Genomic DNA, 21,492 nt, shown 5'->3' with positions numbered 1-21,492 from the left:
AGGGTAATAGATGTTTATATTATGAATTTAGGAGGCTGTACTATGAAGCAAGAAATGGTTGCGATGCTCCTCGCAGGAGGAGAAGGGAAACGACTCGGGCCTCTCACACGGAAGACGGCAAAACCTGCTGTCAACTTTGGAGGGAAGTACCGGATCATCGATTTTCCATTATCGAACTGTACCAATTCGGGAATCACGACGGTGGGCGTGTTAACACAATATGAACCACTGGAATTGAACCGTTACCTAGGCATCGGGTCAGCCTGGGATTTGGACCGCCGCAATGGAGGCTTGGCCATCTTACCACCATACCAAGCTCAGTCGGGAAAAAACTGGTACGAAGGTACGGCCAATGCGATTTATCGGAACTTGAGCTATATCGACGACTACGATCCGGAGTACGTGTTGATCCTATCGGGGGACCACATTTACAAGATGGACTATGAGAAGATGCTCGATTTCCATAAAGAGAAACAAGCCGATGTCACAATCTCAGTCATGGAAGTTCCATGGGACGAGGCGCCACGCTTTGGGATTTTGAATACGAGCGACGATCTTCGCATCAATGAGTTCGACGAGAAGCCAGAGAAGCCGAAGAGCAACTTGGCCTCGATGGGGATTTACATCTTCAACTGGAAAGTACTTCGGGAGCATTTGATTCAAGACGCGGAAGACGAGACATCAAGTTTCGACTTCGGGAAAAACATCATTCCGAACACGCTTCTCGACGGCTTAGACGTGTTCGCTTATAAATTCAAAGGCTACTGGAAAGACGTTGGAACGATTCAATCGCTTTGGGAAGCCAACATGGACTTGCTCGAAGAAGATCCACCGTTCGACCTTTACGATCCGAACTGGAAAATCTATTCGGTCAACCCGAACCAAACACCGCAATTCATCGGGAAAGATGCGTGTGTCGAACAGTCGGTCATTAACGAAGGCTGCCAAATCGAAGGCGAGGTCCAACATTCGGTCTTGTTCTACGATGTACGTGTCGGTGAAGGCTCGCTCGTCAAAGACTCGGTCATCATGCCGGGAGCACGGATTGGAAAAGATGTAACGATTCATCGAGCGATCGTCGCGAGCTGTGCCGTCATTCAAGACGGGGCGACAGTTGGCGAGCCGGGTGGTGAGATCGTTGTCATTGAACCACATGAAAATATCGAGAGCGGCACAGTCTTCAAACAACGTGTTTGATTTAAAAAAAGACCGACGCAAGGAGGCGTTACTGTTGACGAATGATTTGTTAGGAATCATCAACTTAGGAACTGAAGAGGGTTTATTTCCTGAATTCACGGGGCACCGCAATTTAGCGGCTGTCCCGTTCTCAGGGCGTTATCGCCTAATTGACTTTACATTGACGAACATGATCACTCAAGGCATCAACCAAGTTGGTATTTTCACACTTGATAAATACCGCTCACTCATGGACCACTTGGGATCAGGGAAAGAATGGGATTTGGACCGCTCACAAGGCGGCCTGCACATCTTCCCGCCGGCACTCAAACCTGACGGAGAAGCCTATCTCGGCGATTTGGCCAACTTCTCGATGCACCGCGAACATTTTGTGCGTAGCAAGCAACCGTATGTGGTCATCACAGGTTCGAACGTGTTGACGACAATCGATTTCCAAGACATGCTCGAGCATCACAAATCGATGGGGGCGGACATCACGCTCGCCTATACAGGCCATGAACAGAAGTGTGGCTATTGCCGCCCGATCCGTCTCGGCGAGAACGATCGCGTCGTCGGCATCGGTGAGCGCGGATACAGCCCGAGCGATGAGTATACGTATACGGAGACGATCGTCATGTCGAAAAACCTGTTCCTTCGTCTCGTCGATGAAGCGACGTCAAGAGGCGAGTATGACTTGCTCGACGGTGTCATCCGTCCGCAGCTTCACCGTCTCCACGTTCACGGGTATCACTATACTGGCAAAATGCAGGTGATTCACTCTGTGCTTTCATACTATAATGAGAGTATGCGCTTACTTCGTCATGAGGGAATCATTTACGACTTCCCGCACATCTATACGAAGATTAAACATGAGCCGCCGACGCGCTATTTGAACGGGTCGAAAGTGAATGAGGCGCTCGTCGCGAACGGGTGTAAAATCAGCGGCGAAGTCCAAAACAGTATTCTCTTCCGCGGTGTCGTCGTCAGCGAACACGCCCGCGTCAAAAATTCAATCATTCTATCCAAATCGATCATCGAAGAAGGTGCTGTCGTCGAGAACGCCATTTTAGATAAAGAAGTGGTCGTCAAACGAGGACAAGTCATTCGTGGTACGGTCGATGAGCCGATCGTAATCGGAAAACGGACAACGGTGTAAGGGGGATATTATGAAAATATGGTATGTCGCTTCAGAAGCAGCACCGTTCATGAAAACGGGGGGGCTTGCCGATGTCATCGGCTCGCTCCCTCAAGCGGTGTCTAGCCTTGGTGAAGAAGTGAGTGTCATCATGCCGAAATATGGCACGATCGCTCAAGAATACGTAGATGAGATGGAGTACATGTTCGATCTGATCGTTCCGGTCGGCTGGCGCAAGCAGTTCGGTGCCGTCCTCAAGCTTGAACGCGATGGAATCACGTATTACTTCATCGACAACGAATATTACTTCAAACGAGAAGGCGTGCTCTATGGCCATTACGATGATGCCGAGCGCTTCGCATTCTTCTCTCGTGCCGTTCTCGAGATGATTGGCAAGCTCGAAGCGGAAGACGTGCCTGACGTGCTCCACTGTCATGATTGGCAGACCGGTGTCGTCCCAGCCTTCTTGCGGATCCATTATCAACATATCGAGGCGTATCAACGCATTCGTACCGTCTTTACCATCCATAACCTGCAATATCAAGGCATCTTCCCGGAAGCGGTCCTCGGCGAGCTGTTACAGTTCGGTCCGGAACACTTCACGGCGGAAGGGATTCAACATAACGGTCTCGTCAACTACATGAAGGCGGGTCTCGTCCACTCTGACCAAATCACGACGGTCAGCCCGTCGTATCGCGATGAGATCATGGAACCGTATTACGGAGAAGGGCTCGATGCGACACTCCGTTACCGGTCTGTCGACGTCCGAGGCATCTTGAACGGCCTCGATTTGGCGACGAATGATCCGAGCACGGACAAGCGCATCGCCCAGACGTACAACCTCGATACGGTCAAAGAAGGGAAGCTTGTCAACAAGCGTGAGCTTCAAGAACGGTTCGGCCTCGAGGTGCGTGACGATATCATGTTGATCGGTTTCGTCAGTCGACTCGTGGAACAAAAAGGCCTCGATTTGATTGAAGCGGTGAGTGAAGAGCTCGGGAACTTGGACTGTCAGTTCGTGTTCCTCGGGTCGGGTCAACCGGAATATGAAGGCATCGTCCATCACATGACGGCGTCGCACCCTGGCAAGGTCGGGTCGTATATCGGTTTCGATATCGAACTCGCACACTTGATTTATGCCGGATCGGACGCATTCCTCATGCCGTCCCGCTTCGAACCGTGCGGTCTCAGCCAGCTCATCTCAATGCGTTACGGGACGCTCCCAATCGTACGAGAGACGGGCGGACTGCGCGATACGGTCAAACCGTATAACGAATACACACAAGAAGGCACAGGTTTTGGTTTCTTGAACTATAACGCCCACGAGATGCTCGCGACGATCGAGAAATCGATTCGCGTCTTCTACGAGGACAACACGTGGAACGCGCTCGTCCACCAAGCGATGACCGCGGACTTTAGTTGGAAACAATCTGCGAAGCAATACCGTGAGTTGTATCACCTATTTGCATGACCGGAAGGAGTTTTACACACATATGTTTACAGACAAACAGAGCTTCGTCACTTCATTCCAAGAGAGATTTGTCGCATTAAACGGGAAGTCGTTTGATGAAGGGACCGAGCAGGAAGTGTATCAAACGTTGGCCACGATGGTGCGCGAGCAGGCAATTCCGAAATGGATCAACACCCGCGACAAGCATGAAGAAAAACAAAGTAAACAAGTCATTTATTTCTCACTTGAATTTTTGCTCGGTCGTTTTCTATACAACAATTTACTCAGTATGGACGTCCTCGAAGTCGTGCAAGAGGGACTCGATGAGCTCGGATTCAATTTCACCGATATTACCGAATATGAGCCGGAACCAGGTCTCGGTAACGGCGGTCTCGGCCGCCTAGCCGCCTGCTTCCTTGACTCGCTCGCAGCGCTTAGTCTCCCAGGACACGGGAACGGAATTCGCTACCGTTACGGCTTGTTCAAACAAAAAATCGTCGACGGCTATCAAGTCGAGTTGCCAGACAACTGGCTTCGTGACGGGAACATGTGGGAAACACGCCGAGCGGATCGCGCCATCGACGTCAATTTCGGCGGCTGGATTGAGATGCGTCAAATCGGTGACCGGCTCCGGGTCGTCCACCATCCGGACGAAGTCGTAAGGGCCGTCCCTTACGATATGCCAATCATCGGGTACAAAAACGACGTCGTCAACACGCTCCGACTTTGGAGCGCCGAGTCGCCGTTTGATGATGAGGAGTATATGGAACGGACGAAAGGGTCGTATAAAGATTTGTTGAAGTATAAGCAGTCGATTGCGACCATTTCTGAATTCCTGTATCCGGACGACACGACGTACGAAGGAAAAGTGCTTCGTTTGAAGCAGCAATACTTCTTCGTCTCGGCGGGCGTCCAGTCGATGATCGCGTCTTATTTACGTCATAATAAATCCTTGAAGCACTTAGGCGACCATTATGCGGTCCATATTAACGACACGCATCCGGTCGTGGCCATTCCTGAACTCATGCGGATCTTGATGGACGATCATGGTTACGGCTGGGACGAAGCGTGGCGTGTGACGAAGAGCGTCATGTCGTTCACGAACCACACACTCCTCGCCGAGGCGCTCGAGAAGTGGCCGGTCGAGATGTATGAACGGTTATTGCCACGCATTTATCAAATCATCACGGAAATCAATCGCCGTTTCTGTAAAGACGTCCTCGTCAACTATCCGCATCTCGAGCCACATATGGGCGAGATTGCAATCGTATCGAACGAACACATCAACATGGCAAACCTTGCCGTCGTCGGTTCGCACTCGACGAACGGGGTGGCCCGGATTCATACGGACATCTTGAAGCAACGCGAAATGCGTCATTTGTACGAGATGTTCCCGCTCCGGTTCAACAACAAGACGAACGGCATCACGCATCGACGCTGGCTCCTCAAGTCGAATCCACGCCTCTCGAATTTGATTACGGATGCAATTGGTCCATCATGGATTGAACATCCGAACGATCTCGAGAAGTTGATGGGTGTCTCGAAAGATGCGAGCTTCCAAGAACAGGTCATGAACGTGAAACAACAGAACAAACTGGATTTGGCAAGTTATATCCAAGCCGAGACGGGCATCGCCGTCGACCCGGACTCGATTTTCGATGTCCAAGTCAAGCGACTGCACGCCTATAAACGTCAATTGATGAACGCGATGCACATTCACGCGCTCTATCAAAAGATTCAAGCCGATCCGACGTTCACGATGGTCCCACGTACGTTCATCTTCGGGGCGAAGGCGGCACCAGGGTATTATTATGCCAAAGAAGTCATTCGCTATATCAACGCCCTTGCGTCGATGATCAACAATGACAAACGGGCGAGCCGCTTCATCAAAATCGTTTTTCTTGAGAACTATCGCGTCTCGATGGCCGAGCGCATCTTCCCAGGTTCGGACTTGAGTGAGCAAATCTCGACAGCGAGCTACGAGGCGTCAGGTACCGGCAACATGAAGTTCATGATGAACGGGGCGCTCACAATCGGGACGCTCGACGGCGCCAATATCGAGATTCGCGACGCGGTCGGCGACGACCACATCTTCATCTTCGGATTGACACCGCAAGAAGTCATGAACTATAAGAAGTTCGGCGGTTACCATGCGGCCGACATCTATCATGCGAACACGGACGTGCGCAACGTCGTCGACGGACTCGTCAACGGGACATTCGACAAGGTTGGAGAATACCAATTCCAAGCGATTTTCGATTCGCTTCTCGTCTATAATGACGACTTCCTCGTCTTGAAAGATTTCGCGTCATACATGCAGGCACAGCGTCGTGTCGATGAAGTATTCGCCGACAAGGCACGCTGGGCCGAGAGTTCGATCGTCAATACGGCCAAATCGGGTATCTTCTCGAGTGATCGGACGATCACAGAATATGCGAACGCCGTTTGGAACATTAAACCGACGAGCGTCAAATAAAAAAAGCGATCCACCCGTTACGGGTGGACCTTGTTTTCTGGATAACTAATCCAATCAGAGTAAGAGCCGGGGTACAGACGCACATCGTCTTTACCGAGGGCGTGTAGCGCCAAAATGTTGACGCAGGCGGTGACCCCGCTCCCGCAATAAAAGATGGGATTCGGGACATCGAGGACGTCGGCGTAATGCTCTTTCAAATCGTGGAAGTCTTGAAGCGTCCCTAAGTCGGTGACGGCCTCGGTATAGGGACAGAGCACGGCGTTCGGGATATGCCCGGGCTTGCGGTCAATCGGTTCATGGCTGCCGTCGTAACGGTCGGCCGTTCTTGAATCGTATAACCCACCAGTGACGGTGGCGGCGCGCACGTCTTCAATCGTCGCGATCATCTCGTCTTGGAAGACGGGTGTATAGTCGGAAACGGGATAGGACGGGACGTCTGTCGTCGTCTCCCCGCAGTAAGTGATGCCGGATTGGATGCCGCCTTCGAGCACGATGACGCGCTCATGGCCGGCCCACTTGAATAACCACCACGCACGAGCGGCGAACGGGAAGCCGTCGTCGTAGATGATGACCAAGTCATCGCGTTGAATCCCGATGCGGCGGAGCGTTTCGGTCCATGCCTGTTTAGACGGCAGCGGATGGCGTCCGCCGTGCTCGGACAACGGTCCGGACAAGTCTTCCATCAAATCAAGGAAGACGGCGTTAGGCAGATGTCCTTGTCGATACGCATACTTTCCGTATGAGGCGTCGTTTAATGAATAGCGGCAATCAATGAAGCGGATCGAGTCCGTATGGACGATGTGTTTCAATTCTTGGGCACGCATAGTTGGAAACATAGTATCACCTCGAAGTTTCGTTACTCCCATCGTATACAAGATGGAACAAATTGGCGAGTACTTCGATTGAATTTTTGAATGTCGAAAGGGGAACTGACCATGACATGGCAACAGACATATGACCGATGGAAACAACACGAGGCGCTCGAGCCGCATTTGCGCGCCGAACTCGAGGTGCTCGAGCAAGACGAGACATCACTCGAGGATGCCTTCTATAAGACGCTCGAATTCGGGACGGGCGGTATGCGCGGTGAAATCGGTCCAGGGGCAAACCGGATGAACATCTATACGATTCGCAAGGCATCGCAAGGCTTTGCCGATTTTATCGCCGCGTCAGGGGAAGAAGCGAAACGTCACGGCGTCGTCATCGCCCACGACTCGCGTCACTTCTCGCCAGAGTTTGCGCTCGAGGCGGCACGCACACTCGCTTCGAACGGGATTAAGACATACTTGTTCCCGAGTTTGCGGGCGACGCCAGAGTTGTCATTCGCCGTCCGTCATTTGAACGCCTTCGGCGGCATCGTCATCACGGCGAGCCACAACCCGCCGGAATATAACGGCTTCAAAGTGTATGGCGCCGACGGTGGACAATTGCCACCGGCCGAAGCCGATGAGCTCGTCTCGTACGTCAATGCCATCGAAGATGAATTGAAGATTGACGTTAAAGATGAGGCACCGCTTCGGTCCGAGGGCACACTCGTCACGGTCGATGCGTCGGTCGATGCGGCATACATGGAAGCTCTCCAATCGATTCGGATTCATACGGACGTCCAAGGCGATCCGCTCAAAATCGTCTATTCACCACTTCATGGGACGGGACGTCGCCCGGTCATGGAAGGATTGAAAGCATATGGGTTCGAACACGTCACCATCGTCGACGAACAGGCTGAGCCGGACGGGGCATTCCCGACGGTCAGTTATCCGAACCCGGAAGAACGAGCTGCCTTCGAGCTCGCGATGCAGTACGGCGACCGCGTCGGGGCCGACTTGCTCATGGCGACGGACCCAGACGCCGACCGTGTCGGCTTCACGGTCCGTGACCGCAATGGCGAATGGTTCGTCTTGACGGGGAACCAGACCGGGGCGCTTCTCATGGATTACATTTTGTCTCAAAAAGTGGAGACGGGGACGCTTCCGACGAACGGCTTCGTCGCGAAGACGATCGTCACATCAGAACTCGGGGCGGCCATCGCCAAGGCGTATGGGGTCCACCTCGAGAACACGCTCACCGGTTTCAAATTCATCGGCGAGAAAATCAAGCAGTATGAAGAGTCGGGCCAGTACCAGTTCTTATTCGGTTACGAAGAGAGCTACGGTTATTTGATTGGAGACTTCTGCCGTGACAAAGATGCCGTCCAGGCGTGCTTACTCGGCGCCGAGATGGCGGCTTTCCATAAACAGCACGGGCGCACGTTGTACGATGCCCTCCAAGCCGTCTATGAGAAGTATGGCTTCTACGAGGAGTCGCTCCAATCGATGACGTTGAAAGGGAAGGCCGGTCTCGAACAAATCGGTCGAATGATGGAGGCGTTCCGCGCCAATCCGCCACAAGAAGTCGGCGGCTACGAAGTCGTCCGCTTCGAGGATTACAAGCAACAAGTCGCGAAAAACTTGCAGCAAGGCGAGACGGAAGCGATCGAGTTGCCATCGTCGAACGTACTCAAATTCATCTTCGAGGACGGCTCATGGTTCTGCCTGCGTCCGTCTGGGACCGAACCGAAAATCAAATTCTATTTCAGTGTCCACGCCGATAGCGCGGAGAAAACGACAGTGAAACGGGAAGCGATTGAACGTGATGTTATGAAGCAAGCGAAAGCAATCGATTAATCGACGACACCGCCCTGACGAGGGTGGTGTCTTTTGTTTGACAAGATATGCCCCCCTCAGTATGATGAGTGTATTGTTCATAACCATGTAATCATATACGGATTATCAGGAAGGCGGAAATTACCATGAAAAAATCATTAACAGCAGTACTTGCAATCGGAGCATCGTTCGGGGTGCTCGCGGCTTGCGGGACAGAGACAGACAGCGGCTCAGAAGAAGCCGTCATCACAGTCGGGACAGAAGCGACGTACCCGCCATTCACGTACAAAGACAAAGGTGAAATCACAGGGTATGACATCGACGTATTGAACGAAGCGGCCGAGCGTGCCGGTTACACGGTCGAATACGAGCCGATGGACTTCAAAGGACTCGTACCGGCCCTCGACGCAGAACGCATCGACATGATTGCCAACCAAATGAGTATCACGCCAGAACGTGAAGAGAAATACGCGTTCTCAACTCCGTACGCGGTATCAGGTGCGCAAGTCATCGTCGCTTCGGACAACGAAGACATTCAAGGCATCGATGACCTCGACGGCAAAGTCGTCGGCTCGACACAAGGTTCAGTTTACGCTCAGCTCGCTGAAGAAGCCGGTGCTGAAGTGAAGTTCTACAAAGGCGCGAACCAAGTGCTCCAAGACCTTCAAGTCGGACGTCTCGATGCGGCACTCAACGACCGTCTCTTCATCTTGACGGAGCTTGAGAAGACAGGTTACGACGTGAAAGCGGTCGGAGACGTCTTCAATAAGAGTGAAGCGGGCTACATGACACGTCAAGACTCAGACGTGCTCGACAAGTTGGACGACGCGTTAGCTGAGATGCAAGAAGACGGCACGATGGCTGAGATCGGTGAGAAGTACTTCGGTGAGGACATCAGTCAATGAGTGAACTGATCACGACCGTCATCGAGAACCGTTCGGCCTATATCGAAGCCGTACAATTGACGTTGATCGCCAGTATCCTGTCGATTCTCCTCGCCTTGGTGCTCGGTCTGATCATCGCTGTCTTACACAGCAGCCCTGTCAAAGTCGTTCGTTTGTTCACTCGTACGTATATCTCGTTCTTCCGGGGCACACCGCTCCTCTTGCAACTTCTCATCCTGTACGTCGGTCTGACCGGTTTCGTCCAGTTGAGCGGGATGCAGGCGCTCATTTTCGGGTTAGGCCTTCACTTTGCGGCCTATATCTCGGAAGCGTTCCGCGCGGCCATCAATTCGGTCGATCGCGGGCAAGTCGAGGCGAGCGTCGCCCTTGGGATCCCGCGTGCGAAGCGCTTCAAGGATATCATCTTCCCACAGGCGCTATCGCGTGCAATCCCACCGGTGTCCAACTCGGTCATCGATATCATCAAATCGACGTCACTCGGTTCGGTCATCGCGGTGCAGGAGTTGACATACGTCTCGGACCAAATCGCAGCGACGACGTATCTCGTCATGCCGCTTCTCTTATTCTCGGCGTCGATCTATTGGATTTTATCGACGCTCATCCAAGCAGGACAGCATCGGCTTGAACGTCGCTACGCGATTCGTTAACCAAAAAAGCAGCCATGATTTCTCCTTATGGGGAGATAGCAGGCTGCTTTTTTTATTAGGGATTACACACATCACAATATCTTGGAGATGTGTATAAATCTCCAAGATATTCGGTTTGTTGATACTTACAAGTCGAGCAGGCATAAACATGTTGCATTATTTGTTTTGTGGGAGTATGACATTGCTCGCATAATTGACCAGGTACTTTGCGGACGATACGGAAGCCCGGTGTGCCACAGGATGGGCAGAGTGAGTTTGCCTGTTCAATGAGTTGCCTCGTCGCGCTCTCAATATTTTTCATTCGAGTTGGGTTGGCATACGCCCGCATGTCTGTCTCGATAAAGACCTGTCGATTCGTTGACTTATTAAAACAGTATGTAAAAGCTTCTTTTAATAGCGATTCACTGGTGATGTCTTTTAGCATAATGGATGAATGTTCATCATCTGATCGGAGAATCACATGATGATCTGGAAAACCAACTTTATTAACAAACTGCAGTGCAGAAGGGTAATCTTGAACTATTGTATGACTGAAGTTTGTGTCGAGTCCTTCATAATAACCATGTAATTCAAGCTCTAATTCGTCATCTTGCAGTAATACCAGTTCAGTATTCCAAGGAATGGGCGCGAGAGGATGGAATCCGAATGTGCCTTCGCTCGCTACCCCAACATGATGATTGGTCAGTTCCAGACCCCTAGTCGCTTTTTTTCTTGCTGTATCAAATTGAGATTGTTTTCGACTGATTTCCCGTGTGAATGTTCCGAATTGATCAGTGTCGAGCGGACTCACGTGTACGTTGCATCCGAATGCGTCCTCAAGGAGAGGTTTGATAACTTTTTCTTTTTGGTGAATTGTCACCAATAGCACATCTCGATCTTTTAAATAATTCATAAATGGTTTCCTTTCTAAGCAAATCAGAGTCCTTATAAAGACTATAAAGGAATAATTCACGCAGTGTAAACGCCTATGGAATAGTATGAAATAAAAAAGAAGTGAACCGTATGTATACGGTTCACTTCAACATATCGTAGTGCTTAACGGATGACGAGTTCTGTCTCCGTGTCGAAGAAGTGAGCTTTCGTCATATCGAGTGCGAGTGTGACATCGTCACCCATGTGGATGTTCGAACGTCCATCGATCCGTGCCGTGAACTGGTGGCCACCGAGTTCAGCGTACAAGTACGACTCAGCGCCCATGAGCTCGGCAACGTCGATGTGCGTGCGGAACGTGTGCGTCGTTGGCGAGTCGATGTAGATTGGCTCATCGTGAATCGATTCTGGACGGATTCCGAGCACGAGTTCTTTGCCGACGTAACCGCGGTCACGAAGACCTTTCATTTTGCCTTCAGGGACGTTGATTTCTTCGCCGCCGACGAGGAACTTCCCATCAGCCAATTTACCGCGGAAGAAGTTCATCGAAGGTGATCCGATGAAGCCGGCTACGAAGATGTTGTCTGGGTTTTCGTATACTTCTTTTGGCGAACCGACTTGTTGGATGATTCCGTCTTTCATGATGACGATCCGAGTCGCGAGTGTCATCGCTTCCGTTTGGTCATGGGTAACGTAAATCGTCGTCGTGTCGAGACGGTTGTGCAACTGGATGATTTCTTTACGCATTTGAACGCGAAGCTTGGCATCCAAGTTTGAGAGCGGCTCATCCATCAAGAACACTTTGGCATCACGAACAATGGCACGGCCGATGGCGACACGTTGACGCTGACCACCAGAGAGTGCTTTCGGTTTACGTTGAAGGTATTCTTCAAGTCCGAGGATACGGGCCGCATCTTGGACGCGACGGTCGATTTCATCTTTCGGGAACTTGCGAAGTTTCAAACCGAACGCCATGTTGTCATAGACACTCATGTGCGGGTAAAGTGCGTAGTTTTGGAAGACCATGGCGATGTCGCGGTCTTTCGGTGCGACGTCGTTCATGCGCTTGCCGTCGATGATGAAGTCGCCGCTCGAGATTTCTTCGAGTCCTGCGATCATACGGAGCGTCGTCGATTTACCACAACCTGAAGGTCCGACGAAGACGATGAATTCGCGGTCCTTGATGTGCAAGTTGAAATCGCTGACTGCCTTCGAGTCACCACCGTCGTATATTTTATCAATGTGATTTAATTGAATTTCTGCCATGTCGTTAGCCTCCTGGGAATCTGTTCTTGTATAATAGCGCTTACAAGACTGATTATACGATGAAACCGCTTGCATCGAATATGTACACGTTGCACAAAAACGATTACTCAGATTTGTGCAACGTGACAATCAATTGGAGCAGACTGGCATCGTAGAACTGCCTAGCGTCATAACCGGTCGCTTCGTAGAGCCGATCGAGCCGATAGTTGAGCGTATTTCGATGCATGAATAACGCCTTGGCCGTGTGCGATACGTTCAACGAGTTGGCGAACAACGCCTCCAATAAATCGATCGTCGTCTTATCGAGTGACGCGACGACAGGGGCCGTCAGACGGGGACGTACATCAAAAGTCTCATGGCGTTGTAGTAAATAATGGTATAATAATTGACTAGCAGGGTAAGCTTTAGTAGAGAGCTTGGCGAGTGGGAGTAGCGCCTGATGCTGGTGATAAAGTGGCGCAAGGTCACCGAGCGGACGTGCGCTATAGACGACATGCGCCTCGACGTAACAATCGCTCGCGATCGCCCGCAAGACGTCTTCGAACTCGGTCAGCTCGACGAACTGATCGGTCTCAATGATTTCAACGTGAGACCGGGTCATGAGAACAATCTCTGCTTCAGGCATAAAGTCAGCTAACACGTCTAAAAATTGTTCGAGTGCCTCAGGGTCTTGATAATGCAGGACGAGCGACATGAGACGGAACGGCCGGTCGAACCGGTACGCATCGGTGAGTAGACGGTCCTGCCATTTGGCTTGTCGTGGGTCGAGTCTTGTCAGGAGTGGGGTGGCGAACCATTCAAGCAGCTGTCGCTCACGCTCCGTCAGCTCCAGTTTAGGGAGACCGAAGACCGTGCCGTCCTGGGCTTGATACCAGCGAACGTCACTGGACGCTTCTTCGGACCGATGGACAGCCATCGGGAAAATCGATTTAATTCGTTCAAACGTAGTCAACACAATCACCTCTTCAATAAATGTATCATATTTCAGATCGGAGGCAGACAGTTTGGAGAGTCTAGTCAAAGTATTCATTATGATCGCCATCGGTGCGACAATCGGGGGAGTGACCAACTTCCTCGCCATCAAAATGTTATTCCGGCCCCATCACCCTAAATATATTGGGAACATGCGCGTCCCGTTCACGCCAGGCTTGATCCCGAAACGGCGCGATGAGTTGGCGACGAGCCTCGGTAAGACCGTCGTCAAACACTTGTTGACCCCGGAAGGGATGCGTAAGCGCCTGCTCGATGAACAGGTCGGTGGCCACATCACGTATTACGTCCAAGGTGAGGTGCGGACGATGCTGCGCTCGGATCAGACGATTCGATCGCTCATCGAACCACTTTATCCGGATGCCGAGACTCGTGTCTTGGCAGAAGCGGACACGAAGCTCCGCCAAGAGCTCCGGCTCGTCCTCGCAGATGTGAAGTCGCGTAAACTGTATGAGATTCTCGGTGAAGACGGCATGGACCGCGTCCGGGGCATCATTCCGGAGATTGTCGATACCTTGCTCGTCAAGTCGGAGGAGTATTTCTATTCCGTCGAGGGTGAGGCCCAACTTCGACACATGGTCGACTCGTTCGTCCAGCGTCGGCTTGGATTCATCGCCGGTTTCGTCCAGAACTTGAATTTTGTCGAGATGATTCGACCGGAGATTATCAATATCCTCCGCGGCGGCTCGACGCGATCGGGTATGGCGGAAATGATTACACGTGAGTTCGAACGGTTCAGCGAACGGTCGGTCGATACGTTGCTTGACGACCGTCTAGAGGAACGGTTGATTGACGGTGTGACGACGGAAGTCGTCTCGCGCTTGCCGGTCGGGGAGTTGCTCGATCGAACGGTCCACTCGTACACACGGGACATTGAAGACCGCGTCGTCGACGAGCTCGTCCCGGCTGGAGTACGACTCGTCATTACGCGCTTCACGGATCAAATGGAGACGATCATGGACCGCCTCAAAATCGACCAAATCGTGCAAGAGCAGGTGAGCTCGCTCGATACATCGTACCTCGAAGAGATTGTTCTCTCGATCTCGAAACGAGAGTTCCGGGCAATAACATGGCTTGGCGCCTTGTTAGGTGGTATGATTGGGTTGATTCAAGGGTTGATTGCCATCATTTAAGAGGCACGCCCTAATAGTATTTAGGAGGACGTCACATGTCACAAACAAACTTGTACGATCATGCTTACCAATTGGAAAAAGCACTTCGCGATTCTGAGGAGTTCACAAATCTCTCTTCACTATACGACCGTGTCAATGCGGATGCAGAAGCGAACCAGTTATTCGCTGACTTCCGTGACATCCAAATGACCCTTCAACAGAAGCAGATGCAAGGCGAAGAAATCTCTGAACAAGAGATGATGGACGCGCAAACGAAAATGATGGGCGTTCAACAGAACGAATTGATCATGGAGCTCATGCAAGAAGAGCAACGCATGCATCAACTCGTCACAGAAGTGACGAAAATTATCATGAAGCCACTTGAAGAGCTTTACGCTCCGATGGTCAATGATCACGAAGTTCAATAAGAAGTGATGCGGATGGCAATCGAGCCATCCGTTTTTTTGTTGCCAAGATTGTCACCCACCTTATGATAACGCTTACATGATGCGTGGTATAGTAAGCTTGTAGAAACTTTCACAAGGAAGGGTGGACGTGATGGTCACCTTGGTGATTTTAACGATCATGATTATCGGGTTTATTGGAGGCTGGCTCCGAGCCGACTTGGTCGCGCTCATTGGTCTCCTCTTGCTCGTTTTGACAAATCAACTGACACCGGTCGAAGCGATGGCCGGTTTTTCGAATTCGGTCGTGCTCATGATCGCCGGACTGTTCATTGTGGGGGCCGGCCTATTTCACACAGGGTTGGCCGAACGGTTAGGTGCTGCGCTTATCCCGTTCGCAAAAGGGAGTGAGGTGCGTCTTTTTCTCGTTTTGATGGTCACGGTGACCTTGTTGTCGAGTCTCATGTCGAATACAGGGACGGTCGCCTTATTGATTCCGGTCGTACTCGCCATGTCGAGACAGATGAGGACGAGTCCTGCCAAACTGTTGATGCCGCTCGCGTTCTTCTCGAGTATCGGCGGAACGATGACGCTGATCGGGACGCCGCCGAACCTGGTGGCGGCTGAGACGTTACGGAACACGTCCGCTGGCACGCTCGGTTTTTTCGCGCTCTTACCGATTGGGCTCGTCATGGCAGTCGTCGGGCTGTTCTATTTCTACGTCATCGGCAATCGATTGCTCGGTACGAGCGATGTGCGCACCGCGACGATGCCACGCTTGGCGGTGCCGCATGTGAGCCTATTCGCCTTATCCCTTTCGAAAGGGCACCCTTTAATCGGGCGGACGCTCCGCGACGTCAATTGGTCACGAGACGGTCTAATCGTCGTCGGTGAACAACAAAAAGGCATGACGCACCGCTTTGTCACAGCGCGTGCGGATACGCGTCTCACTGAAGGTCAAGTGTATGTCAGCGGAGCAGAGGCGGATGTCCGGCGAATTGCCGGAAGGGAAGGGGTGACGGTGGAACACGTCGACTTGAAGGCCGTCTACGGGAAAGCGGCCGGCGTAGCCGTCTTCACCATCCCAACGGATAGCCCGCTCGTCGGTCGTTGTTTATCGGATAGTCACTTGCGCAACGAATATCGGTTGAATGTGCTTCAAGTCATCCGTCCGAACGAAGAGATTGCCATCACACGATTGAAAGACGTTCCGCTCGAGCGCGGAGATATGCTCGTCGCGCAAGGGGAGTGGGGTGACTTAGAACGAGCTGGGGACGAGACGTCCCTGTTGCTCGCCAATGAGCGGGTGACCGATGTCGCGAACCGGGCCGTGTCCGAGCGTCATCAGCTGGCAGCGGGTCTCATCATGCTCATGATGGTCACGCTCCTCGTCTTCGAGTGGGTCGACCCGACCGTGGCGGTATGGCTCGCAGCACTGGCCATGGTGCTCACCGGAGCCGTGCGGCATATGGATGTCGCCTATGACTCGATTCAGTGGTCATCGTTGTTATTGATTGCCGCGATGATTCCCGTCGGTCAAGCACTCGACAATGCCGGGATTATGGCCTGGCTCGTCACGTGGATCAGCGACTCGTTCGGTCAAGCCGGACCGGTCTGGGTGCTCGTCGCCATCTTCCTCGCGACGATGGCGCTCAGTCAAATCATCTCGAATACGGCGACGGCCGTCTTGTTCGCACCGCTCGCCGTATCACTCGCCGCGGCACTTCAAGTGAGTCCGGTCCCATTCGTCGTCGCCGTCGCGATTGCAGCCTCGCTCGCGTTCATGACCCCGTTCGGTTCGCCGACGAATGCGATGGTGTTCGGCATCGGCGGCTACCGTTTCTTCGATTTTGTCAAAGTCGGCTTGCCGTTGCAAGTAGTGACGGCAGTCATCGCCATCTTCACGATTTTACTCCTCTTCCCATTTTGAAGGACATGTTGGTCAATCTGCCGAATATGTAAAAAAATGCTAAACGGTGAGGTGGAGAGACAATGTGGAAACGAGTTGGGATGATTTTGGCTGTGTTCTTGCTTGCGGCCTGCTCGAATGAGAGCGATCAACCGGCACCGACGCTCGGGGCGGACGCCAAAGTGGCCAAGGCGTACTTAGAGGAGCAAGGCTATGACGTCGTCTCTTATGAAGGGGATCGAACGTTAAGCTTTGAGAAGGCGGATTTGCTTGAGTTGCCGACGCGCAGTACGTGGGAGGTGCAGACGACGCCGCCGGATGACTATATCGGACGTGATATTCGGAAAGAGCGTTTTATCGTCCGCAACCATCCACTTGGTCAGGCGAACGTCTTTGTGATGATGGTGGACGGCGAGATCATCGGCGGGACGTCATATCCGGATTCGGCCGAGCCGCTTACCGGAGCGAGCTATTCACTCGATGGGAAGACGGCGGAAGAGCTGCATCCCGATTACATGGAGTGGCGCAGCGAGTGGGAAGCCAAATATAGTGAATGAACAAGCGCCTCGGGATTCCCGAGGCGCTTCTGTTATGAGGCCGTGCCTTTCAGTTTTCCTGGCAGTTTACAGCGCTCGAAGTAGATCAGTTGGCCGCGACGTGCGATGCGGGCCCCTTTATGGAGGTGCCCGGCTTCCTCGAGCATCGCGAGCCCTTTCGCTTTCGCCTCGTCATCGCTTGCCGCGGTAAAGGAATCGTTCAAGACGATTGTGCCGTCGTTCTCGAATGCCGTGATTGTATACTGTTCCATCCGTCTGCCCCCTTTTCTTTCATTGTACTGAATGGTCATTCATTCTTCAAGCGAAGGTTTTGTCAGCTCCTCGAACGTGAGCTGGCGCGCCGTCTCAGTCCGGGGGATCAAATCGGACACCGTCATCCCGATTAAGCGGACCGGTTCAGTGATCGCCATCTCGTCGAACAGGCGGCGGGCGAGCCGTTTAATCTCGTCGTGGTCGTGCGTCGGATGGTTCAGTTTGATTTGGTGGCTCCTGGCCTGGAACTCGCTCGTCTTGATTTTAATCGTCACCGTCTGGCAACTGAGTTCGCGTCGGTCGAGTTGATGGAGCACGTCTTCGATTTCCGGGACGACCCGTTCGTATACTTCCTCCGGGTCATCGAGGTCAAACGCGAACGTCGTCTCGGAGCCAATCGATTTTCGTTCCCGCGTCGGGACGACGGGACGGTTATCACGACCGGACGCGAGTTCATATAGTTGGCTCCCACGGTCGAATCCGAAAATGGCCTTCAGTTGTTCAGGTTGCGCACGCTGTAAATCGGCAATCGTATGGTAGCCGTGCTTGAACAGTGTTTGGGCCGTCACTTTACCGACCCCGTGCATCGTCGTGATCGGGAGCGGGGCGAGGAACGACTCGACATCGGCTGCTTCGACGACAGTCAGTCCGTTCGGTTTGTTGAATCCTGAGGCGATCTTGGCCACGAACTTCGACGGGGCGACTCCGGCCGAGGCCGTCAGTCCCGTCCGGCGTTTGATTTCCCCGAGGATATAGCGCGCGATATAAGGGCCGGACGTGCTCATGAGTGTGTTCTCGGTCACATCCAAATAGGCCTCGTCGAGCGAGAGCGGTTCGACGAGCGGCGTGATAGACTTGAAAATCGCCATCACTTGTTGGCTGACGTGCCGATAAACGTGAAAGCGCGGTTTGACGAATGTCGCCTGAGGACAGAGCGCAAACGCACGCCGTGACGACATGGCGCTGTGCACCCCGTATTTTCTCGCCTCATACGAACAGGTGGCGACCACACCACGGCTGTGGGGGGCGCCACCGACGATGACAGGCTTATCACGTAAATCAGGACGGTCCCGCTGTTCGACCGAGGCGTAAAACGCGTCCATATCAACGTGGATAATCAATCGTTCCATGTACATCACCTTTCTATGGCAGCTGCTCCTTTCAGTATACCGAACTTTTGTTCGTTTTTTTACTGTTTTCTCTTTTTCCGTTGTTTTTCTAGACGTTTTTGATTGTGGACTTGATTCGGGAACTGTAAGAGCGAGCCAATCCAATTCTTCCGTTTCAACCACGCATAGACCAAGCCTGTGAAGAGCATGATCATCATCCAGGCGAACAGATAACCGAGCGGCCACTTCAGTTCAGGCATCGCTTTGAAGTTCATTCCCCAGATGGCACCGAAGGCGACGACTGGTGTCGTCAAAGCCGTGAAGACGGTCAACGCCTTCATAATCTCGTTGCCGCGAAAGTTCGACAGCGTCGAGGCGAGGTCGGTTAACGCGATGACATCCTCTTGGTAATGTTCAATCAGCGTCAAGAGCCGGTCGACCCGATACGTGGCAAGGCGATAGGCTTTCAATTCATCTAAGTCGACATCGAGGAACGCCTCACGTCCGGCCATGAGCAATTCACGATATGGGACGACGGTGTCGGACCATCGTTCAATCTCGTTGCGGAGTCCGAAAATCTCATTCATAAATTCAGGCGGGACTTGGCCGCTCATCTCACGCTGGGTCATCATCAAGCGTTCTTCATACTCATCGATGCCATGAAAATAATAGTCCATTTTTTCAGAGAGCAGGTCATAGAACGCCTCGATTGGCGAGTCATACTGCTTCGCGGCCACCGTCTCGCAATACAGCTCATCAAACCCGATTGTCCATAAAAAGTCCCGGGTCACGAAATAGTGCCCGATTTTTTGTGGTTCGCGTTCCAACTGTTCATAATCGAGCGTGAGCGATCCGTACATATAATCGCGTTCGACGATGATTTTTGTCACTTTCGCCGTCGTCAATTGTTCGAGCCAATACGTGTACGCTTCCTCATAGTGATTGTCGACATGTACAATTTCTTCTGGTCGTGTATACCAATTCCAATTCATCTTCCATTCCCCCAATATGCTTCTCTCTCAAGTATTCCCGCTTTTCTTAGAAAGTTGGCATCTGACCTGAACTTTCGTTAAGATGTAGGTACTGACAAGAAGAGAGGTGCTTTTTTTGACGACTACTAAAATCGGTCAGCTCAAAGTGGGCGACACGTTGAACCAATATGTGATGATTAAACAATCGTATCGTGGACTCGCCGGCAACGGCAAACCATATTTGACGCTCATCCTATGCGATGAGAGCGGGGAGATTGAGACGAAAGTATGGGACAGTGCCGATACGGACAAATATGCGACGAAAAAGATTGTCCATGCTTCCGGGGAAGTGATGGACTACCGTGGCCGGACCCAGTTGAAGTTGAAACAAATCTCCATCATCGAAGGTGAGACGGACATCGCGCCATACGTGCGCTCGGCCCCAGTGCCGAAGTCAGAACTCGAGACGGGGATTCGCGGCTATATCGAGGCGATGGAGCACGTAGGGATGAAACAACTCGTGACGGCGCTCGTCGACCGGAACGAGGAAGCTTACTTCACGTATCCGGCAGCGGTGCGCCATCACCATGCGGTCTATTCAGGGCTTGCGTTCCACGTCCTGTCGATGCTGAAGCTGGCTGACACGATGTGCGACCTGTATCCGCAATTGAATCGGGACTTGCTCGTTGCAGGCGTCGTGCTCCACGACTTGGCGAAAGTAATCGAGTTGTCGGACGCAATCACACCGGAATATACGCTCGAAGGCAAACTGCTTGGGCACTTGTCGCTTATGGCATCAGAGATTGAAGTCATGGCACGCGAGCTCGGCACCGACCGTGAAGTCGTGACGTTGCTTCAACACCTCGTCCTCAGCCATCACGGGAAACCGGAGTGGGGGTCGGCGAACGCGCCGCAGCTCCCGGAAGCCGAGATGCTCTTCTTTATCGACAACATCGATGCCCGGATGAACATGTTCGATAAGGCGTTCGAAGGCGTCGAGCCAGGGACGTTCACAGAACGGGTCATGGCGCTCGATAACCGGGCATTTTATAAACCTAAACTGTAAGAAGCACCATAACTTCGGAATAGTTAAAGTTTATGATTCAAATTCAATTGAAGATGATTAGCATTCCTGTTCTATTCTGGTAAGTACTATGAAACGAATTTTTTTCAGTGAATTTCTCACAGGCTTGGTTTGGTTAATAGGAATGAAGCATTTAAGATTGGGGCAAAAATGAATGTCGATTTTTAGAAAAGTGATCGCTTTGCTGCTTATTGTTTTTCTTCTTCAAACATATATAGACTTAACTAAAGAAGATAGTTTCTTACAGAGGAAGTATCACATGTATCCAGCACACGAAATAACTTATTATAGCGAAGAGTATGGAGAGCTAACATTCAAAAGTTATAGTGAGAGAGACGCCTACTTTTGGCAAAACTACGAGCGTGAATTTTATACGCAGACGGGTGGAACGGTCATTATAAAATATGTTTCTATTTTAGGGTTTTATATAGATTTGACCAATGACGAACAGAACAGGAAAACATCAAATCCAAGATAATCATTCTTAGTTGTTAGTTGAATCACTGACCATATGCATGAAAAGAGGTCCCCTGGCGC

Annotated in this window: 20 protein-coding genes; 13 read left to right on the top strand and 7 right to left on the bottom strand. The window is 51.9% G+C overall.

Annotation, left to right across the window (positions count from 1 at the left end):
• Positions 1-42 precede the first annotated feature (42 nt).
• Genes KNP71_RS08655 through KNP71_RS08640 form a run of 4 tightly spaced genes read left to right on the top strand, consistent with a single transcriptional unit; the run spans position 43 to position 6,237 of the window.
• The gene (locus KNP71_RS08655; RefSeq protein ID WP_029595994.1) at positions 43-1,197 is read left to right on the top strand and encodes a glucose-1-phosphate adenylyltransferase; all 1,155 of its coding nucleotides are present in this window, start codon (positions 43-45) and stop codon (positions 1,195-1,197) included.
• A gap of 34 nt (positions 1,198-1,231) precedes the next feature.
• Complete coding sequence (gene glgD, locus KNP71_RS08650) at positions 1,232-2,332, top strand: glucose-1-phosphate adenylyltransferase subunit GlgD (protein ID WP_021066734.1); 1,101 nt, start codon at positions 1,232-1,234, stop codon at positions 2,330-2,332.
• Between the two features lie 10 nt (positions 2,333-2,342).
• Positions 2,343-3,782, top strand: coding sequence for a glycogen synthase GlgA (glgA, locus tag KNP71_RS08645; RefSeq protein ID WP_131472214.1), 1,440 nt, complete (start codon positions 2,343-2,345; stop codon positions 3,780-3,782).
• A gap of 22 nt (positions 3,783-3,804) precedes the next feature.
• A complete protein-coding gene (locus tag KNP71_RS08640) occupies positions 3,805-6,237 on the top strand; it encodes a glycogen/starch/alpha-glucan phosphorylase (RefSeq protein ID WP_214830475.1) in 2,433 nt (810 codons plus the stop codon).
• A 17-nt stretch (positions 6,238-6,254) separates the two neighbouring features.
• Here KNP71_RS08640 and KNP71_RS08635 read toward each other — a convergent pair whose 3' ends face one another.
• On the bottom strand, positions 6,255-7,073 hold the full coding sequence (locus KNP71_RS08635) for a sulfurtransferase (protein ID WP_029595991.1): 819 nt from the start codon (positions 7,071-7,073) through the stop codon (positions 6,255-6,257).
• Positions 7,074-7,172: 99 nt separating this feature from the next.
• Between KNP71_RS08635 and KNP71_RS08630 the strand changes: the two genes are divergently transcribed.
• The 3 genes from KNP71_RS08630 to KNP71_RS08620 all read left to right on the top strand — a co-directional run bounded on the left by KNP71_RS08630 (position 7,173) and on the right by KNP71_RS08620 (position 10,431).
• Positions 7,173-8,900: a phospho-sugar mutase gene (locus tag KNP71_RS08630; RefSeq protein WP_029595990.1), complete on the top strand. Its 1,728-nt coding sequence runs from the start codon at positions 7,173-7,175 to the stop codon at positions 8,898-8,900.
• A 125-nt stretch (positions 8,901-9,025) separates the two neighbouring features.
• Positions 9,026-9,784, top strand: a complete 759-nt coding sequence (locus KNP71_RS08625; protein ID WP_029595989.1) for a transporter substrate-binding domain-containing protein — start codon at positions 9,026-9,028, stop codon at positions 9,782-9,784.
• On the top strand, positions 9,781-10,431 hold the full coding sequence (locus KNP71_RS08620; RefSeq protein WP_021066728.1) for an amino acid ABC transporter permease: 651 nt from the start codon (positions 9,781-9,783) through the stop codon (positions 10,429-10,431). The genes KNP71_RS08625 and KNP71_RS08620 overlap by 4 nt, the downstream gene beginning before the upstream one ends.
• Positions 10,432-10,486: 55 nt before the next feature.
• On the opposite strand, the gene KNP71_RS08615 is transcribed toward KNP71_RS08620, so the two are convergent.
• The 3 genes from KNP71_RS08615 to KNP71_RS08605 form a co-directional block, all read right to left on the bottom strand.
• Positions 10,487-11,323, bottom strand: a complete 837-nt coding sequence (locus tag KNP71_RS08615; protein ID WP_029595988.1) for a DUF6671 family protein — start codon at positions 11,321-11,323, stop codon at positions 10,487-10,489.
• Between the two features lie 143 nt (positions 11,324-11,466).
• A complete protein-coding gene (locus KNP71_RS08610; RefSeq protein ID WP_021066727.1) occupies positions 11,467-12,567 on the bottom strand; it encodes an ABC transporter ATP-binding protein in 1,101 nt (366 codons plus the stop codon).
• A 103-nt stretch (positions 12,568-12,670) separates the two neighbouring features.
• The gene (locus KNP71_RS08605) at positions 12,671-13,522 is read right to left on the bottom strand and encodes a PucR family transcriptional regulator (protein ID WP_058765777.1); all 852 of its coding nucleotides are present in this window, start codon (positions 13,520-13,522) and stop codon (positions 12,671-12,673) included.
• Between the two features lie 76 nt (positions 13,523-13,598).
• Between KNP71_RS08605 and KNP71_RS08600 the strand changes: the two genes are divergently transcribed.
• The 4 genes from KNP71_RS08600 (at position 13,599) to KNP71_RS08585 (ending at position 17,539) form a co-directional block, all read left to right on the top strand.
• Entirely contained in the window at positions 13,599-14,690 is a 1,092-nt protein-coding gene (locus KNP71_RS08600; RefSeq protein ID WP_214755936.1) for a DUF445 domain-containing protein, read from the top strand.
• A gap of 35 nt (positions 14,691-14,725) precedes the next feature.
• Entirely contained in the window at positions 14,726-15,097 is a 372-nt protein-coding gene (locus KNP71_RS08595; protein ID WP_021066724.1) for a YlbF/YmcA family competence regulator, read from the top strand.
• Positions 15,098-15,227: 130 nt separating this feature from the next.
• Positions 15,228-17,003, top strand: a complete 1,776-nt coding sequence (locus tag KNP71_RS08590) for an SLC13 family permease (protein ID WP_251132789.1) — start codon at positions 15,228-15,230, stop codon at positions 17,001-17,003.
• A gap of 62 nt (positions 17,004-17,065) precedes the next feature.
• A complete protein-coding gene (locus KNP71_RS08585; protein ID WP_214830473.1) occupies positions 17,066-17,539 on the top strand; it encodes a hypothetical protein in 474 nt (157 codons plus the stop codon).
• 32 nt (positions 17,540-17,571) lie between these two features.
• Here the strand turns inward: KNP71_RS08585 and KNP71_RS08580 are convergent, their stop codons facing one another.
• The 3 genes from KNP71_RS08580 to KNP71_RS08570 are packed head-to-tail and all read right to left on the bottom strand — an operon-like array spanning position 17,572 to position 19,892.
• Positions 17,572-17,790 carry a YhzD family protein gene (locus KNP71_RS08580; protein WP_251132785.1) on the bottom strand — a complete coding sequence of 73 codons (219 nt, stop codon included), beginning with the start codon at positions 17,788-17,790 and terminating at the stop codon, positions 17,572-17,574.
• Positions 17,791-17,829: 39 nt separating this feature from the next.
• Positions 17,830-18,921, bottom strand: coding sequence for a DNA polymerase IV (gene dinB, locus KNP71_RS08575; protein ID WP_251132784.1), 1,092 nt, complete (start codon positions 18,919-18,921; stop codon positions 17,830-17,832).
• Between the two features lie 59 nt (positions 18,922-18,980).
• Positions 18,981-19,892, bottom strand: a complete 912-nt coding sequence (locus KNP71_RS08570; RefSeq protein ID WP_214803320.1) for a magnesium transporter CorA family protein — start codon at positions 19,890-19,892, stop codon at positions 18,981-18,983.
• A 172-nt stretch (positions 19,893-20,064) separates the two neighbouring features.
• On the opposite strand from KNP71_RS08570, the gene KNP71_RS08565 reads away from it, so the two are divergent.
• Positions 20,065-20,937 carry an HD domain-containing protein gene (locus KNP71_RS08565; protein WP_214830483.1) on the top strand — a complete coding sequence of 291 codons (873 nt, stop codon included), beginning with the start codon at positions 20,065-20,067 and terminating at the stop codon, positions 20,935-20,937.
• Between the two features lie 277 nt (positions 20,938-21,214).
• The gene (locus tag KNP71_RS08560; protein WP_214803325.1) at positions 21,215-21,433 is read left to right on the top strand and encodes a hypothetical protein; all 219 of its coding nucleotides are present in this window, start codon (positions 21,215-21,217) and stop codon (positions 21,431-21,433) included.
• The last annotated feature ends 59 nt before the right edge of the window (positions 21,434-21,492 follow it).

It is taken from the genome of Exiguobacterium sp. s56 (assembly GCF_018618255.1).
Taxonomy (GTDB): domain Bacteria; phylum Bacillota; class Bacilli; order Exiguobacteriales; family Exiguobacteriaceae; genus Exiguobacterium; species Exiguobacterium chiriqhucha.
The sequence above is the reverse complement of the archived record's forward strand: the minus strand, read 5'-3'. Positions and strand labels throughout refer to the sequence as shown.

Coding starts and splice junctions, on each gene's coding strand:
- KNP71_RS08620 (WP_021066728.1), top strand. CDS start 9,781: ATGAGTGAACTGATCACGACCGTCATCGAGAACCGTTCGGCCTATATC.
- KNP71_RS08635 (WP_029595991.1), bottom strand. CDS start 7,073: ATGTTTCCAACTATGCGTGCCCAAGAATTGAAACACATCGTCCATACG.
- KNP71_RS08625 (WP_029595989.1), top strand. CDS start 9,026: ATGAAAAAATCATTAACAGCAGTACTTGCAATCGGAGCATCGTTCGGG.
- KNP71_RS08580 (WP_251132785.1), bottom strand. CDS start 17,790: ATGGAACAGTATACAATCACGGCATTCGAGAACGACGGCACAATCGTC.
- KNP71_RS08640 (WP_214830475.1), top strand. CDS start 3,805: ATGTTTACAGACAAACAGAGCTTCGTCACTTCATTCCAAGAGAGATTT.
- KNP71_RS08600 (WP_214755936.1), top strand. CDS start 13,599: ATGATCGCCATCGGTGCGACAATCGGGGGAGTGACCAACTTCCTCGCC.
- KNP71_RS08630 (WP_029595990.1), top strand. CDS start 7,173: ATGACATGGCAACAGACATATGACCGATGGAAACAACACGAGGCGCTC.
- KNP71_RS08655 (WP_029595994.1), top strand. CDS start 43: ATGAAGCAAGAAATGGTTGCGATGCTCCTCGCAGGAGGAGAAGGGAAA.
- dinB (WP_251132784.1), bottom strand. CDS start 18,921: ATGGAACGATTGATTATCCACGTTGATATGGACGCGTTTTACGCCTCG.
- KNP71_RS08615 (WP_029595988.1), bottom strand. CDS start 11,323: ATGAATTATTTAAAAGATCGAGATGTGCTATTGGTGACAATTCACCAA.
- KNP71_RS08590 (WP_251132789.1), top strand. CDS start 15,228: ATGGTCACCTTGGTGATTTTAACGATCATGATTATCGGGTTTATTGGA.
- glgA (WP_131472214.1), top strand. CDS start 2,343: ATGAAAATATGGTATGTCGCTTCAGAAGCAGCACCGTTCATGAAAACG.
- KNP71_RS08560 (WP_214803325.1), top strand. CDS start 21,215: ATGTATCCAGCACACGAAATAACTTATTATAGCGAAGAGTATGGAGAG.
- KNP71_RS08565 (WP_214830483.1), top strand. CDS start 20,065: ATGATTAAACAATCGTATCGTGGACTCGCCGGCAACGGCAAACCATAT.
- KNP71_RS08610 (WP_021066727.1), bottom strand. CDS start 12,567: ATGGCAGAAATTCAATTAAATCACATTGATAAAATATACGACGGTGGT.
- KNP71_RS08570 (WP_214803320.1), bottom strand. CDS start 19,892: ATGAATTGGAATTGGTATACACGACCAGAAGAAATTGTACATGTCGAC.
- KNP71_RS08585 (WP_214830473.1), top strand. CDS start 17,066: ATGTGGAAACGAGTTGGGATGATTTTGGCTGTGTTCTTGCTTGCGGCC.
- KNP71_RS08595 (WP_021066724.1), top strand. CDS start 14,726: ATGTCACAAACAAACTTGTACGATCATGCTTACCAATTGGAAAAAGCA.